This window comes from Vagococcus sp., from assembly GCF_052102835.1.
Lineage (GTDB): Bacteria > Bacillota > Bacilli > Lactobacillales > Vagococcaceae > Vagococcus.
Genome location: NZ_JBQEIL010000001.1, coordinates 162,439 through 178,475, shown reverse-complemented (window position 1 = coordinate 178,475; position 16,037 = coordinate 162,439). Strand labels below are relative to the sequence as shown.

The 16,037-nt window shown below is 34.6% G+C and carries 14 protein-coding genes; 12 read left to right on the top strand and 2 right to left on the bottom strand.

Annotation, left to right across the window (positions count from 1 at the left end; translation table 11 throughout):
- Nucleotides 1–25: 25 nt before the first annotated feature.
- Both ACTJFD_RS00830 and ACTJFD_RS00825 read right to left on the bottom strand, forming a co-directional pair.
- The gene (locus tag ACTJFD_RS00830) at nt 26–2,596 is read right to left on the bottom strand and encodes a glycyl radical protein (RefSeq protein WP_442259142.1); all 2,571 of its coding nucleotides are present in this window, start codon (nt 2,594–2,596) and stop codon (nt 26–28) included.
- Between the two features lie 115 nt (nt 2,597–2,711).
- A complete protein-coding gene (locus tag ACTJFD_RS00825) occupies nt 2,712–3,164 on the bottom strand; it encodes a GlcG/HbpS family heme-binding protein (RefSeq protein WP_442259141.1) in 453 nt (150 codons plus the stop codon).
- A gap of 257 nt (nt 3,165–3,421) precedes the next feature.
- Between ACTJFD_RS00825 and nifJ the strand changes: the two genes are divergently transcribed.
- The 12 genes from nifJ (at nt 3,422) to ACTJFD_RS00765 (ending at nt 16,034) form a co-directional block, all read left to right on the top strand.
- The gene (gene nifJ / locus ACTJFD_RS00820) at nt 3,422–6,832 is read left to right on the top strand and encodes a pyruvate:ferredoxin (flavodoxin) oxidoreductase (protein ID WP_442259140.1); all 3,411 of its coding nucleotides are present in this window, start codon (nt 3,422–3,424) and stop codon (nt 6,830–6,832) included.
- 114 nt (nt 6,833–6,946) lie between these two features.
- Nucleotides 6,947–7,603 carry a hypothetical protein gene (locus ACTJFD_RS00815; protein WP_442259139.1) on the top strand — a complete coding sequence of 219 codons (657 nt, stop codon included), beginning with the start codon at nt 6,947–6,949 and terminating at the stop codon, nt 7,601–7,603.
- A 1-nt stretch (nt 7,604) separates the two neighbouring features.
- Entirely contained in the window at nt 7,605–8,090 is a 486-nt protein-coding gene (locus ACTJFD_RS00810) for a BMC domain-containing protein (protein ID WP_442259138.1), read from the top strand.
- Nucleotides 8,091–8,095: 5 nt separating this feature from the next.
- Complete coding sequence (locus ACTJFD_RS00805) at nt 8,096–8,365, top strand: BMC domain-containing protein (RefSeq protein ID WP_442259137.1); 270 nt, start codon at nt 8,096–8,098, stop codon at nt 8,363–8,365.
- 21 nt (nt 8,366–8,386) lie between these two features.
- Entirely contained in the window at nt 8,387–9,010 is a 624-nt protein-coding gene (gene pduL / locus ACTJFD_RS00800) for a phosphate propanoyltransferase (protein WP_442259136.1), read from the top strand.
- Between the two features lie 16 nt (nt 9,011–9,026).
- On the top strand, nt 9,027–9,872 hold the full coding sequence (eutJ, locus tag ACTJFD_RS00795) for an ethanolamine utilization protein EutJ (protein ID WP_442259135.1): 846 nt from the start codon (nt 9,027–9,029) through the stop codon (nt 9,870–9,872).
- Nucleotides 9,869–10,141, top strand: a complete 273-nt coding sequence (locus ACTJFD_RS00790; RefSeq protein ID WP_442259134.1) for a EutN/CcmL family microcompartment protein — start codon at nt 9,869–9,871, stop codon at nt 10,139–10,141. Before eutJ ends, ACTJFD_RS00790 begins: the two co-directional genes overlap by 4 nt.
- Nucleotides 10,138–11,553 carry an aldehyde dehydrogenase family protein gene (locus ACTJFD_RS00785; protein ID WP_442259133.1) on the top strand — a complete coding sequence of 472 codons (1,416 nt, stop codon included), beginning with the start codon at nt 10,138–10,140 and terminating at the stop codon, nt 11,551–11,553. Before ACTJFD_RS00790 ends, ACTJFD_RS00785 begins: the two co-directional genes overlap by 4 nt.
- Nucleotides 11,554–11,571: 18 nt before the next feature.
- Nucleotides 11,572–12,687, top strand: coding sequence for an iron-containing alcohol dehydrogenase (locus ACTJFD_RS00780; protein WP_442259132.1), 1,116 nt, complete (start codon nt 11,572–11,574; stop codon nt 12,685–12,687).
- Nucleotides 12,688–12,702: 15 nt separating this feature from the next.
- Nucleotides 12,703–13,422 carry an MIP/aquaporin family protein gene (locus ACTJFD_RS00775; RefSeq protein ID WP_442259131.1) on the top strand — a complete coding sequence of 240 codons (720 nt, stop codon included), beginning with the start codon at nt 12,703–12,705 and terminating at the stop codon, nt 13,420–13,422.
- Nucleotides 13,423–13,445: 23 nt separating this feature from the next.
- A complete protein-coding gene (locus ACTJFD_RS00770) occupies nt 13,446–14,621 on the top strand; it encodes an acetate/propionate family kinase (protein ID WP_442259130.1) in 1,176 nt (391 codons plus the stop codon).
- Nucleotides 14,622–14,726: 105 nt separating this feature from the next.
- Entirely contained in the window at nt 14,727–16,034 is a 1,308-nt protein-coding gene (locus ACTJFD_RS00765; protein ID WP_442259129.1) for a PocR ligand-binding domain-containing protein, read from the top strand.
- Nucleotides 16,035–16,037: the final 3 nt, after the last annotated feature.

Below are 16,037 nucleotides of genomic sequence, written 5' to 3'. Positions count from 1 at the left end.
TTATCCATCCTTTTTATTTAAAAAATTAGAATTCTTCAAATTCAGTACGTGCAATAATATCATCTTGAACTGTTTTATCAAGAGAGATAAAGAGAGCAGAGTATCCAGCAACACGAACAATTAAATCTTTATAATTTTCTGGATTCTTTTGAGCATCTAAAAGGATAGAGCGATCCATCACGTTAAATTGAACGTGACCTCCTTTTTTATCAAAGAAACTTCTGATAAGTGAAACTAGATTGCGTAAACCAGTTGTTCCTGCAACAGCAGAAGGGCTAAATTTCATATTATATAAAGTTCCGTTTGAAGCGATAAAGTGATCTAATTTAGCTACTGAGTTTGCCGCAGCAGTAGGACCATTAACATCTGTTCCTCTTGTTGGAGAAACACCATCAGCAATAGTTTCACCATCATAACGACCATCAGGAGTTGCGCCGATGAATGAACCGAAAAGAACGTTTCCTGAAACTGGATAAAGGCCAGCATTAAAGATACCACCACGTGGTGTTGAATATTTTTCTAACTCTTCACAATAAACACGAGAACCAAAGCGAGCTAAGTAGTCGACTTCATCTTTATCGTTACCAAATTTATCAACAGCCATAATCATTTCGTGAACTTTTTCGTATTTACTTTTTTCTTGATTAGAAGGTTCTGAAGTTAATTGACTAGCCTCTTTAGTAAGAGAGTCTAAATCAAGTTTAGAAATATCAAAATTAGAATTTTCACTTAAAACTTTCTTAACAGCATTAACAATTGAGTCGTAAGCAACATCTGATGAAACCTCAGTAAGAGCGGTTTTGTTTTCAGTTCCAGCAGGTTTGCCAAAGTTATTATCAATCGCCTCTTTTAATTCCTTCATGCTTAATGATTTTTCATCAAAGACTAATTTTTTAACAGCCATTAAAGCATTACCGATATTAGCAGAACCAATTCCTTGAGGACCTGTAAAGTTATAAATCGCGCCACCTTTTTCAAGAGTGCGACCACGACCGATACAGTCATCGATTAGAGTTGATACGAAAGCTAATTGTCCTAGTTCACGGTGAGCAATATCAACAGCATTGTCAGCACGAACTAATAAATTAACAAAGAATTTCATTTGTTCTGTATAAGCATTGATAAACTCATCAAAAGTTTTAAAGTCTTCTAATTCGCCGGTTTGAGGTCCAAAAGGTTCACCATTTAAACGACCGTTATTCATGGCAACTTCTAAAACTTTAGGCAAGTTGAATAATGCAGCATCACACCAGCTATATTCTTTACCTTGACAAGCAGGTTCAACACAACCGATAACCGCATAGTCACGAGCATCTTCTAACGTAAGACCGCGATTAATTTTGGCAGGAATAATTTCTTCATCATTATAGAAGGCAGGTTGACCACCACCTAAACGTGCTAGTTCACAAGATTTCATTAAGAATTCATCTGGAGAGTCGTTAAAGACACGAATAGATAAAGAAGGCATAGCCATCATAATATGTGCCATTGATTCAATTTCCATATAAGACATTGCGTTTGTTGCATCTAAACCTTCTCTTGTTTGACCACCACAGTTAATGTTTTGCCATAATTGGTAGCCAGCGAATGCTGTTGCAGTGCCAATATCTCTTAATTTATTTAAATCATTAAATTTAACGAATAAGCAATCTAATAATTCTTGTGCTTCTTCTTGTGTTACCGTTTGATCCTCATTATAGAATGGGAACATATATTGATCGAAGCGTCCAGGTGAGATTGAGTGTCCAGAACCTTCAATTTGAATAATTAATTGAATAAACCAGAAGGATTGAAGCGCTTCATGGAAGTTTGAAGCCGGATATTCTGGAACCTTAGAACAAATTGTAGCTAATGTTTCAAGTTCGGCTTTTCGAGTAGGGTCAGAACAAACATTAGCAAGTTCGCGAGCTTTATCAGCGTAACGATTTGCAAAATTAACAACGGCATTTAATGTAATTAATACAGCTTGATAGTATTGCTCTTTTTCAATCCACTCAGGTTCATTTTTATCTGCTTTTTCCATTGCAGTAATAACTTCAGTGATAATTCCACGAATCCCTTTTGTTAGTACTTTTCCATAATCGACCGCTATATGTCCAATTCCACCTTGATGGTAGTTACCAACGGTCATTACTCCTTTAGCTAAAGCTGTTTTAGCATCTGCAGACATTAGAGAAGAGGCTAATTCACTAGTCGTTCTACCTTTCCAATAGGTAAATACTTCTTTCAACTGTCCTTTGACTTCTTCTGAGATAGCAAATGGGTCGGCTGAACGAGTAGCAACAGTTTCCCATTCTTCATCTAATCCTTGAGGACCAAATTCTGGGAACATTTGACATGAACGTGATTCAACAGTTGCCGTACCAACAATTAGCTCTTGGTCACGGATCACGATGGGAAGATGATTTAAGATATTCTCTAAGCCTTTCGCATGTTTTAAAACAACAGGAAGTGCTTCGTTCTGTTTATAGGCTTCAGTGATTAAGATGGCACGGTCAGCTTCAATTCGAGGAGTTGCATCCAAAATTGACTGTTTTAGATCTAAAATTCTTTGCGTTGGTTTAGAAAAACCAGGGTTAATAGTATACGTTTTCATAAAAGATAAATCCTTTCTAATAAAAAATTTTGTTTCTAACCATAGTATAGTCATATGTCTCTCAATACTTAGAATAAAGATTTGAACCAATTAATGTAATTTTTAATCACTTCATTTAATTGATTAAGTACTCAACTAATTTTTTAGCGATTAAATCATCATCTTTAGGCGATTTAGCACCACTGACACCTACTGCTCCAAGTAAAGTTTGCTTAGATTGAATAAGGACACCGCCACCAAAGGTAACAATTTGCCCTGAATTAGCTGTTTCCAGTTGATAAAGGGGTTGTCCTGGTAAAGTTAAATCTTTTAAATTATAAGTGTCTTCTAATAAGGCGTAAGCGGTGTGAGCTTTTTTAGGGGCAAGATCTAAAGAAATTAAAATGGCTTTGGGATCTCGATAAAAATAAGCTAAGCGTCCTTGATAATCAAGGATAGCGATTGAAATAAAGATTTCTTTAGCACGAGCAAAATTAATTGTTTTATCAACAGCTGTGGCTAAAGCTTCATGTTTGAAATGATAAGGTAAAAAATTTTTTAATAAATTAAACTCTCCGTTTCTATCCATAGATAACCTCTCTTTTTTATTTTTGTATTAGTGTTTAAACGTTTTGTAGCAGACTTACATCTAAAGTATAGCTTTTTATTTAGAAATAAAAGGTAGAAATATGAACAAAAGCAAGTAATAAAATGTAATCGTTACCAAAAAAGAAGCAGATAGAGGTTAAAAAAATACACGGAAATGACCTCTTTATTGATAATGCTGTGTAGTAGAGATGGTTTATCATTAAAGATGAGAATGTGGGAATAAGGAGGTAACGTTAGTTGATTAAGAAAATAATGAATGGCAATGAAGCAGCAACTTATTGTGCTTATGCCCTAAGTGAAGCATCCGTTGTCTATCCAATAACACCCTCGACATCAATGGGGGAGCTGACAGAAAAGTGGAGTGCTGAAAATAAAGAAAATTGTTATGGGCAGCCAGTCCAAGTCACAACGATGCAATCTGAAAAAGGTGTAGGCGGTTTGATGCATGGACTTTTACGTTCAGGTGTTTTAGCAACGACTTTTACCTGTTCACAAGGGTTGCTATTACTTATGCCAAGTTTATATAAGTTGTCAGGTGAATTGCTACCGGGTGTCATCCATGTAGCTGCTCGCTCATTATCGACTGGTAATTTGAGTATTTATGGGGACCACAGCGATGTAATGGCTGTTCGTTCAAGTGGAGTACTAATCTTAGCATCGTCAACGGTTCAAGAGGTAGCTGTTTTTTCTCTATTAGCCCATCTCTTAAGTTTAAAAGCTAGTTTACCGACCATTCATTTTTTTGATGGGTTTGATACAAGTCATGAAGTTCAAGCGATTACTGTTCCATCTCTAAAAGAAATAAAAGGATTGATGGATAGTCTAGCTCTGAATGATTTTAAAAAAAGAGCACTTCGGACGGATCAACCACGCCTTTACGGGGCCGCTCAAACAGATGACCTCTATTTTCAGCAGCAAGAAGCAACAAATCAAAATTATTTTGAAGTAGAAGAGCTAGCCACAAAAGAGCTGAAAAAAATTACTAGCCTCTTTAATCTTTCTATTGATTTAGTTGATTACTATGGTGCTGAAGAGGCAACCATTGTGATGATTTCTATGGGATCAATTCAAGGGACTATTCGAGAAGTTGTTGATGAACAGAATCGATTAGGTAAAAAATATGGTGTTTTAGATATTCACTTATTTCGACCGTTTCCAACCAAGAGCTTTTTAGCTAAATTACCCAAAACAGTTAAAAAAATAGTCGTTTTAGATCGAACACGTGAAATAACAGCGTCTTCAGAACCTCTTTTAACCGATATAAAATTACTTTGTTTTGATCATCGACCGCATGTCAAAGTTATTGGTGGACGCTATGGTTTAAGCTCGAAAAATACGGCACCTAATCAGATTAGAGCTGCTTTTTTTGAAGTAGAAAAACCGAATTCTCTGCCTAGATTTACAATCGGAATTAAGGATAATTGGACAAAATTATCGTTAAGAAATAGAGGGTTACCCAATATAGAACATCAGGAAATGATTGAAATGAAAGTTTGGGGGCGTGGTTCGGAAGGATCTGTGAGTAGTAACCGATTGGCTTTAGAAGTGATTGGAGAAACCTTTAATAAAGAAATCCAAGCCAAATTTTGGTTTGATCCTAGAAAAGCTAATAATTTAACGTCATCGGAAATTCGTTTTTCAAATGAAAAAATTGAAAAAAGTTATCGGATTTATCAAGCTGATTTTGGCTGTTGTTTTCATTTTCAAGATTTAAAAAGGTATCCTCTCGTGAATACAATAAAAGAAGGAGGAACTTTAGTTTTAAATGCTTACTGTGATATCGATAGGCTTGATAAATATTTAACAGATGATATTAAGAGTTTGATAGCTAACAAAAAAATTAAGCTATATTTGCTAGATGCTAAAAAAATAGCTAGAAAATACCGACTGGGGCAGTATATAAATTTAGTAATGCAAGCAGTTTGTTTCTATTTACTATTCCCAGATAATTATGAAATCTTGTTAGAAAATTTTATTAAAAAAATTAAAGCTCGCTATAAAATGACAAATGAATTAGTCAGCATTTATCAAGCCGCAATGGCAGAGGCTATCCAAGCTTTATCATTAGTTTCTTTACCATCGAGTTGGGCTCAAGTTATTTGTCAGGAAAATTGTCAAATGGAGTCGGAAACTGTTAAGGAAATTATTCAAGAAGAACGTCAAGATGGCTCTTGTTTTTTAGGGATGACAAAAACTGAGAAGATAGGTGGTTCTTCTATTGTCCCACACTGGGATTCTGCAGAATGTATCCAATGTAATTTATGTTCGTTGGTTTGTCCTCATGCGGCCATTCGACCTTTTGTTTATGATGAAACAGATTTACCTAATGTAGAGAGTTTAGAGTCCAAACAGTTTCCAGGTAAAAAATATCGAATGCAAGTTTCCCCTCTCGATTGTACAGGTTGTAGCATTTGTGCGGATATTTGTCCTAAAAATAGTATCACACGTACCCCTTTAGTAGAAGCTAATGAAGAAATAAAAAATTGGGAAACTCTTATTGAAACTCATCAAACCGTGTTACATAGAGAAGAAATAAAAAACAGTACTCTCTCTCAGTATCAACAACCTTTACTCGAGTTTTCGGGTGCTTGTTCTGGATGTGGAGAGACCGCTTATGTCAAATTATTGACGCAATTATATGGGGTGAATTTGGTGATTTCAAATGCTACAGGGTGTTCATCAATTTGGGGAGCGACCTATCCTCATATACCTTATACGACGAATAAGCAAGGAGAGGGACCTGCTTGGGGAACTTCTCTACTTGAAAATAATGCAGAATATGGTGCGGGAGTTGCTTCAGGATTAGATTATAATTATGAACAATTGACTCGAAAACTTAAAGAAGTCAATGAGTTATCAACGATTAGTTCTTATCTTAAAAAGTTAATTTCAGCTTGGCTACATGAGGAAAATTCAAAACAAAAGGAACGTTTAACAAGTAAGTTAATTTTAGCTTTAGCTAATGAACGACAATCGCATCCCTTGATGGATGATATTTTTAAACAACGACATTTCTTAACTGATAAAGTAAATTGGATTATTGGTGGAGATGGTTGGGCCTATGATATTGATAGTGATGGTATCGACTATCTTATTTCACAAGGAGTTAACGTGAATATTTTAGTCTTGGATAATGGTAGTTATGCTAATACGGGTGGCCAACAAACGACGGCAACACCCAATGGATCAAAAGTAAAATATGCAACCAAAGGAAAGAAACAACAGCGAAAAGAGTTAGCTTATCTCACGATGATGAGAGGAAATGCTTATGTTGCTCAAGTTTGCTTAGGAGCAAGTCCAGAACAATGTTTACGTGCTTTCAAGGAAGCAGTTGCTTTTGATGGTCCGTCATTAGTTATTGCATATAGTCCCTGTTTATTACAAGGAATATATAAAAATAGTTATGTGATTGAACAAAAAAAAGTTGTTGAATCAGGTTTTTGGCCTTTGTTCAGATTTTTACCAGAGACAAAAAAAGGATTTAAATTAGAATCACCTCAACCAAATAAAGAAAAATTAATAGAGTTTTTTGAGGGTGAACAACGCTTTAACAATAAATATCATACGGATCACCAAGAACAAATGATTGAGTATATTATGCAACGATATAAAAAATTTAAACAGTATCGAAAGTTTATGAATGATTAATTTAACCATAATTTGTTCAGATAATTACTAATGTGTTGCGGTAATTTTAGATACAGTTAAGAGTGTATCAGTGTTTAGTGTTTTAATTTAAAAATGAAGGAGGTGGAGGATGGATTGGATGAGTCAGAAAAAATAAAACAATTAATTAATCAAATCGTTTCGGAGCTTTTAAAACAGAAAAAAGAACAACCAGTATCTGTCATAAAAAAAGCAAAGAGAGTTTTAATTATCGAAAGTGAGAAAACACCACTTAATAAATTTTCAAATCAATTTGAGCAAAGTCTAGCTCAGAAATATGAATTAATTAAAAAAAATCAAGAACAATTACAGGAAACAGAAATTGATGAACTAATCCTAGAAATAGATCAAGTCATTTTGACAAATGCATCTCTTTCTTTACAAAGTAAACTAGCATTAGGGCTGGGAGATTGTCCACTTAGTCTTTTATTACAAGAAGCTTTAGTTCATGGAATACCGACGATTATCTTAGCGGATTATTTAGTAGAAACTTCACAAATCCAATCAGATTCTTATCAGAGATTATTTATAAAATATCAAAGAATAATAAAGGAACACGGTATTGTCATAAAAAAAAGCAAAGAACTTTTCAATGGCTTGGTTAACAAAAAGCAGTGGATTACAGCAAATGAAATTGCTTTACTCAATGAAAGGCAACACTTAGTAATTGGTCAAAATGATCATCTTAGTTATAGTGCGAAAGAGCAATTAAAACAAAAGAAAATACAAGTAATAAAAACAAGGGGTGACTAACATGAATCAAGCATTAGGAATGGTTGAAGTGAAAGGATTAGTTGCGGCTATTCAAGTAGCGGATACAATGGCGAAAGTAGCAGCCGTTCATATTGAAAAAGCAGTTAAAACAAAAGGTGCGGGCTGGATGACGGTCTTAATTACAGGAGATGTTGGAGCGGTTCAAGCAGCGGTTCAAGCAGGTGAACTTGTTGCTCGAGAAAAAGGATTACTAGTTTCTGTAAAAGTTATTCCAAGAGTAGCAGACGGTGTGATGGATGTGTTTTTAGGTAATAATGAGGAAGAAATCAAAGAAGAAAAACTTGAAAAGGCTGAAGAAATCGTAATTGAAGCAGTCGAAGAAAAAGAAGTTAAAGAAATAGTCGAAATCGAAGCAGCAGTAGTCGAAAAAGAGGTTGAAAAAAAAGAAGCAACAGAAACTAAAAAAATGAAAAAGAATGAAGCTAAAAAAGAGCAAAGTAAAAAAAATAAAAATAAAAAGGACTGACCAATATGAATGGTGCATTAGGAATGATTGAAACAAAAGGATACGTAGCAGCAATCGAAGCAGCAGATGCCATGGTTAAAGCAGCTAACGTTAAATTAATTAAAACAGAGAGAATCGGTTCAGGATTAGTAACAGTTCTTGTTTCTGGAGATGTTGGAGCAGTCAAGGCAGCGACCGATGCAGGATCTGCGGCAGCTAGTCGTGTAGGTGAAGTTGTCTCAACGCATGTTATACCAAGACTTCATTCTGAAGTAGAACAAATAATTTTAGATTAAGTGAAAATAAGGTGATAAAAAATGAAATCAAAAACAGAAGCTAAAGAAGTATTATCGATTTTAGCTAATTTAAAAAAATATGTCAAAATACCAATTGGCATTTCTAATAAACATATTCATTTAAGTAAAAAAGATTTTAATCTTTTATTTCCTAATCAATCTTTGAATTGTTTAAAAGAACTAAAGCAAACGGGTGAATTTGCTTCTGATAAGGTAGTAACGGTAATTGGGCCGAAAGGTAATTTGGAAAAGGTTAGGATTTTGGGACCTTTTCGTCAAGAAACCCAAGTTGAGTTAGCACTAACAGATACGAGACAAATAGGAATTAATGCGCCAATTAGGATGTCTGGTCAGCTCGAAGGGACACCTGGAGTTACATTAAAAAGTTCTTTTGGGGAAGTTGAGTTAGTACGTGGCGCCATCGTTGCAAAACGCCATATTCATATACCTAAAGAAGAAGCAGCGTTTTTAAATATTAAAAACAATGAAATAGTAAAAATTAAAATAGAGACGCCTGAACGACCTCTTGTTTTTGAAAATTGTGTGGTGAGAGTGGGCGAAAATTTTGTGTTAGAAATGCACATTGATACAGATGAAGCAAATTCAGCTGGCATTAAATCAGAAACATTCGGTAAGATGATTTAAAAAGAGGAGGATACTTTTGGAAAAGGAACTAAAGAAAATTAATCAGAAAATGGCGATTATTTATTCTCAAATTAATGAAAAACCTGAGTTTAAGAAAAAATGGGATGCTCCTTTTTATGTAGGGGTAGATTTAGGAACCTCTTCCATTGTATTAATTATTATTGATAAAGAAGGTCGTCCTATCTATAGTGCTTCACAGAGAGCCGATGTTGTTAGAGATGGTTTGGTCGTTAATTATTCGGAAGCGGTTGCGATTGTTAAACAATTGAAAAAAAAAGCGGAGGAAGTATTAGGGATAGAAATTGTCGAAGCGGCAGGAGCAATACCTCCAGGGACGATTGGTAATAATAAACAGGTTGTAGGTCATATTATTGAAAGTGCAGAGATGGAAGTAACGACAATCGTTGATGAACCCACAGCAGCTGCTTTGGCATTAGGCATTACATCAGGAGCCGTTGTAGATGTAGGGGGTGGAACCACAGGAATTAGTGTTTTTAAAGATGAAGAAGTTGTTTTTTGTGCGGATGAAGCTACCGGGGGGACTCAAATGACTTTAGTCTTATCCGGTGCATTGGGGCTTTCGATTGAAGAAGGCGAAAATGAAAAAAGGAAACAAAAGAAAGAACATTTTTACATGATACGACCTGTAATAGAAAAAATGGCATTAATAACACAAGATTTTTTACAGCAATACAATGATAAAGTAGAACAAATTTACTTAGTAGGAGGAGCGACTTGTTTTCCAAACTTTGAATCCGTCTTTTTAAAAACGCTTTCTAAAGAATGCATTCATCCTGATTATCCTGAATTTGTTACGCCCTTAGGTATTGCATTAGCTTCAAGAAAAGAGGTCATAGAATGATTTTAGGAAAAGTAATTCAAAATGTCGTTTCTACCAAAAAAGATGATTCTTTAATTGGAACAAAATTAATGATAGTTGAAGTGATGAATGGTACAGAACGGGGAAAACAATTTGTATCAGTTGATCTTGTTGGTGCTGGTAATGGAGAGTATGTGATTACAGTTAATGGCAGTGCAGCGAGATGGGCATTGAGACAGAAAGAGTTACCCATAGATTCGGTTATTATTGGAATTGTTGATAATTATAGTGAGATAGGTGAGGTTGAATGAAACAGATAGATATTGAAAATTTAATTAGAGAGATTGTAAAAAGTCAAAATATTTCACAAGTAGAAAATAAGAAAAGTGAAATAAAAGAAAAGGCAGGATTAGGAATCTTTGCAACAGTAGATGCAGCCATTTCTGCGGCTGGAATCGCACAGGAGCGATTATTTAACACGTCATTAGCTCGAAGAAAAACAATCATTCACCATTTAGTTGAGAAATTGCTCCCTATGGTTGAAGAAATGAGCGAACGTGCAGTAGAAGAAACAGGGATGGGTAATGTTGAGGATAAGATCAAAAAAAATGAGTTAGCGATAACTAATACTCCCGGAGTTGAAGATTTAACACAAGCTGCTCAGGTTTTAACAGGTGATAATGGGATGACTTTATATGAGTATTGTCCTTATGGTGTTATTGGAGCCATTACTCCAAGTACCAATCCAACAGAAACGTTGATTTGTAATACGATAGGTATGATTGCAGCAGGTAATGCTGTTTACTTTAGTGTTCACCCAGGAGCTAGAAAAACATCTATCTGGTTAATTGAAAAAATGAATTTTATTATTAAAGAAGCCAGCGGTATTGAAAACCTGGTTGTAACGATTGAGCACCCTTCGATTGATGCAGCTAAAGAAATGATGGTTCATCCAGGAGTTGCATTACTAGTTGTTACAGGTGGTCCGGGAGTTGTTCATCAAGCGATGACGTCAGGTAAAAAAGTGATTGGAGCAGGAGCAGGTAATCCGCCAGCCATTGTTGATGAAACAGCTAAAATAGAACAAGCTGCGAAAGACATCGTATCAGGAGCGTCATTTGATCACAATATCCCATGTATTGCTGAAAAAAATATTGTCGTTGTTGATGAAGTAGCAGAGTTTTTATTATTTAATTTACAAAAAAATGGAGCGATTTATGTTTCTGAACTAGAAGAAATTCAAAGGCTTGAGGCTGTTGTCTTAAATGATAAAAAGAAACCAAATAAAGCCTTTATTGGAAAATCAGCTGAAACTATTTTACAAGCTGCTCACATTTCATATACTGGAAAACCTAAATTAGTTGTCGTTGAGGCAGACCCGGGGATGCCTTTTGCCATTGAAGAAATGTTAATGCCTGTTGTTCCTTTTATCAGAGTACCAGATTTTGAATGTGCTCTTGATGTCGCAATTGGGATCGAAGCAGGTTTACACCACACGGCAACGATTCATTCACAAAATGTTTCACGTTTAAACAAAGCTGCACGAGAGTTACAAACTTCTATTTTTGTGAAGAATGGTCCATCTTATGAAGGAATTGGTTTTGGAATGGAAGGACCTACAACTTTTACCATTGCAACGCCAACAGGTGAAGGTACCACGACCGCACGTCATTTTGCACGTACTCGTAGATGTGTATTGACAGATGCGTTCACAATTAAATAGTGAAGGTGTGTTTGAAGAATGGGACAATTTGTAAATCCAACCCAAATTTATTGGGGAGAGGATATTCAAAAGAGACTTCAACAATTTCAATATAAAAAAGTGATGATTGTTTGTGATGGTTTCTTACTTGAAAGTTCTCAATTTAGAAAATATTTAGAAGTATTAGAAAAAACGAATACACTTGAGCTTTTCTCAGAGATTGTACCCGATCCACCATTAGAAAAAGTAATGCTTGGTGCTAAAAATTATCTTAAATTTTTACCAGAGGTAGTGATAGCTATTGGTGGCGGCTCAGCGTTGGATACAGCTAAAGCCATCTGCTATTTTTCTCAACACATAAAAGAGCAAGAAAAAATTCCTTTTATTGCTGTCCCAACAACGAGTGGAACTGGATCAGAAGTAACAGGTGTAGCCGTTGTAACTGACTTAGAAAAAGGAATGAAATATCCAATAGTAAGTTCTGAAATCATTCCAAATGAGGCATGGTTAGATGTTGAGTTTGTCAAGAGCTGTCCGAAACAAGTAATTGCTCATAGTGGTTTAGATGTCTTGACACATGCACTAGAAGCGTTGGTTGCACAACAAGCGACTTCATTTACGGATAGTTTAGCGATTCAGGCGATTGGCATGGTTTTTGATTATTTGGTAAAAACGTATCAAGATAAAAATGATGTTGAAAGTTTTATAAAGATGCAAGAAGCATCTTGTTTAGCAGGAATGGCTTTTCAACAAGCGGGATTAGGAATTTGTCATGCGATTTCACACCAGTTAGGTGGATTGTATCATCTTCCACATGGTCTGTTGAACAGCTTATTACTACCTAAAGTAATTCAGTTAAATAGTCAAGATACAGTGGCTTTTGATAAATATACACGTTGTACAAAGCAATTAGGTTTAGCAAATCAATCAGATAATCAAGAAGAAACACTTCAACGTTTGCTTCAAAAAATAGCTGATTTAATTTTGGCTTTAGAATGTGATACAAGTCTAGAAAAACTGGGTATTAATAAAAAGAACTTAATTGAAAATTTACCTCTAATCATTGAACGAACACAAGCTGATTTTACCTTTAGTGGTAATCCATTAAAGCCAAAAGTGGAAGAATTGATAGAGATAGTATTGACAATTAAATAAAGAGGAGAAAATAAGATGGATCAAGTTGTTTTAGGAGAATTTATAGGTACCTTTGTTTTAACATTTTTTGGTTGTGGAGTAGGTTGTAGTATTAACTTGAAGAAAACTTTAGCGAATGCAGTCGGGAAAAACTGGGTAATGGTGGCTTTAGGTTGGGGAGTAGCGGTGATGTTAGGTGTTTATTCAGCAGGTTATTTTGGTGCGCCTGGACATTTAAATCCAGCTTTATCACTTGCTTTTGCGATAGGTGGTTTGATGACTTGGGACTTGGTTGTTCCTTTTATCATTGCTCAAATGTTAGGTGGTTTTTTAGGAGCACTTATAGTAGCTATTCACTTCTTACCGCATTTTAAAGCAACAGGACCAGACGAAGGAAATACAGTTGGTATTTTTGCAACAGCACCAGCGATTAATTCACCTATTAATAATCTAATCAGTGAGATAATAGCAACTTTCGCTTTTGTCTTTACCTTGCTATTATTACCAGCTGAAGATTTTGCTGGAGGATTACAACCTTTAGTTTTCTTATTTATTTTAATCGGTATTTCATTTTCATTTGGTTCAACAACGGGATATGCTATTAATCCGGCGAGAGATTTAGCGCCAAGATTGATGTATACATTGGTTCCGTTACCAAATAAAAATAAAGATTATAACTGGAAGTATGCATGGGTTCCTTTGTTTGGCCCTATTATTGGTGCAACTCTAGCTGTCTTGATTGTAAAAGTACTTTAAATTGTAGCTGGAGGTAAATTAGAGTGAATAAAAAAGTTATGGCAATTAATTCGGGAAGTTCTTCATTAAAATTCCAACTTTTTGAAATGCCTACTGAAAAATTATTAGTGAAAGGCCAGTTTGAAAGAATTGGTAGCAAGCAAGAAAGTTTATTCTCATTTGTGGGTCACCAAAAATCAGACCATAAAAAAATAAAAATCGATAACCATAAAGAAGCGGTCGAATACTTATTAACTTTTTTAATAGAGGCAGCTTTTATTAGAGAGTTAAGTGAATTAGCAGGGATTGGTCATCGTGTCGCACATGGTGGAGAATTATTTAAAAAACCAGTGATTGTTCGTAATAAAGAGTATGAACAAATTAAAGAATTATCAGCACTGGCCCCTTTGCATAATCCTGTTAATTTAATGGGAATTAATATCTTTAAAGAAGAGTTACCGGAGTGTCAACAAATAGCGGTCTTCGATACTTCTTATCATCAATCAATAGCAAAAGAAAATTATATTTATCCGATACCTTATAAATACTATCAAGATTTTAAAATCAGAAGATACGGATTTCATGGGATTAGTCATCAGTATATCGCTGAAACAATCGCTAATAAAAATGCGGCATTAGAAAAAATAGTCAGTTGTCATATTGGTAATGGTGCTAGTATTTGTGCTATTGATAAAGGAAAATCAAAATTAACCTCGATGGGTTTCACCCCGTTATCAGGATTAATGATGGGGACGAGATGCGGTGATATTGATCCTGCGATAGTTACTTATTTACAAAAAAATGAAAACATGGACAGTGACAAACTCAATAAGTTAATGAATGAAGAATCGGGTTTATTGGGTGTTTCAGAGATAAGTAATGATAGTCGTGATTTGATAGAGGCTGCGAATCAACAGAATGAAAAAGCGAAATTAGCCTTAGCCATCTATGTAAGTAAGATTAGGCAAACGATAGGCGCCTACATAGCGGAGTTGGGTGGAATTGATGCACTTGTCTTTACAGCAGGTGTAGGTGAGAATTCCTCATTAATACGTGAAAAAGTGTGTGAGAACATGGAGTATCTAGGAATAAAATTAGACTTAGAAAACAATGGAAAAAATAGAGAAGTTTTGAATGTTGAAAAAACGCCAGTTTCTATTTTTAAAATTGAAACAAATGAAGAAGTGATGATTGCAAGAGATACTTACTCTTTGATCTAGTTCAGTAATGAACAAATTCTTAAAAATAGCTTTCTTTGTGACTCAAGTATACGTTTTTTTGTTATACTTGAGTTATAAGAAAGTTTTTTTAGAGGAGGGAAAACTGTGCTGGATTTATCAAAAAACACTTCATTTTTAGTCGATATGACCGTCAATCAGAAAAAAGAAAAGATGACTAAGAAAATACTATCAAGTATTAACTTGAAAAATTTAGTTAATCTAGAAACGTTGCAACAAATACAAAATAATCTAGTCAATGTTACTGGAATAGCGATGGTTACGGTAGATTATCGTGGTGTACCAATTACTGAGGAAACCAGTTTTACCAGTTTTTGTAAAGCGAGAAGAGAGATTAGTCAGGGGAAAGTCAATTGTTTTTTTTCAGATGCATACGGATCATTAAAAGCGGCTATGACGAATACGCCTTATGTTTATCGTTGTCCGATGGGATTAGTCGATTGTGCGGTACCAATTATAGTTGAGGGGACTCATCTTGGAGGCGTACTGTTAGGGCAAGTTCGTTGTGATGAAGAGATTGAGTTAGAGTCGATAGAAAATTTAGTTCAAAATGAGATTAGTTTGGAAGACTATCCACAACTTAAAGAAAAATATTATGAAACTAAAATTGTGAAATTGTCTGAAATTGAACATACAGGCCAGCTAGTAAAGTATTTGGTAAGTGATATGGTTGAAAAACAAGTGGCACTTATCGTTCAAGAAGAACTTTATAATGAGATGGAACGATTACAAACAAAAATAAAATTGTTGGAATCGGAGTTGAAACTTGAAGCGAACGATAAAAATAATTTGTTTCAAGGAACAAGTCAATTTATGTTGAGTACTTTGACGATTATAAATTCGATGGCCATAATTGATGATTCAAGTAGCATTAGTGATGTCGTGAGTAATTACGCTAAATTATTGAAAGACGTCTATGAAATAGGAAATGACTTAATTGCCTTTTCTATTGAGCTTGATTTTATGAAAAAAACGATTGAAATAATGGAAAAATATTTTGAGAAAAAGATTGATTTTATTGTAGAAACGAATTGTCCAGTTAATGATTATCGCATCCCTCCTTTTATTTTATATACATTTATTGAAAACGCTATTTTACATGGCATCCTCCCGTCAAATAAACCTGGTAAAATTAAATTAAAAATTAATCAAAAACAAAAGTTTCTGATTATTGAAATTATTGATAATGGAATAGGAATCGATTTTAATTATCAAAACAATAAAAAAAATAAAAAATTAGAAAACTATGATCAAAATATTTTAAGCTCTTTAGATATAAATATGGCTAAAAAACGATTAGAAGATACTTATGGTGTTGAAAATGTTGTCATTAAGATTGAACAAAATGTGAAGGGATCAGGAACGACGAGTACCTTGACTGTTCCAGTTCTATAAAAA

What these genes read in the sequence shown, in the direction of transcription:
- ACTJFD_RS00790 (WP_442259134.1), top strand. Translation starts at nt 9,869, where the DNA reads ATGATTTTAGGAAAAGTAATTCAAAATGTCGTTTCTACCAAAAAAGAT.
- ACTJFD_RS00830 (WP_442259142.1), bottom strand. Translation starts at nt 2,596, where the DNA reads ATGAAAACGTATACTATTAACCCTGGTTTTTCTAAACCAACGCAAAGA.
- ACTJFD_RS00775 (WP_442259131.1), top strand. Translation starts at nt 12,703, where the DNA reads ATGGATCAAGTTGTTTTAGGAGAATTTATAGGTACCTTTGTTTTAACA.
- ACTJFD_RS00805 (WP_442259137.1), top strand. Translation starts at nt 8,096, where the DNA reads ATGAATGGTGCATTAGGAATGATTGAAACAAAAGGATACGTAGCAGCA.
- ACTJFD_RS00780 (WP_442259132.1), top strand. Translation starts at nt 11,572, where the DNA reads ATGGGACAATTTGTAAATCCAACCCAAATTTATTGGGGAGAGGATATT.
- ACTJFD_RS00825 (WP_442259141.1), bottom strand. Translation starts at nt 3,164, where the DNA reads ATGGATAGAAACGGAGAGTTTAATTTATTAAAAAATTTTTTACCTTAT.
- pduL (WP_442259136.1), top strand. Translation starts at nt 8,387, where the DNA reads ATGAAATCAAAAACAGAAGCTAAAGAAGTATTATCGATTTTAGCTAAT.
- ACTJFD_RS00785 (WP_442259133.1), top strand. Translation starts at nt 10,138, where the DNA reads ATGAAACAGATAGATATTGAAAATTTAATTAGAGAGATTGTAAAAAGT.
- ACTJFD_RS00810 (WP_442259138.1), top strand. Translation starts at nt 7,605, where the DNA reads ATGAATCAAGCATTAGGAATGGTTGAAGTGAAAGGATTAGTTGCGGCT.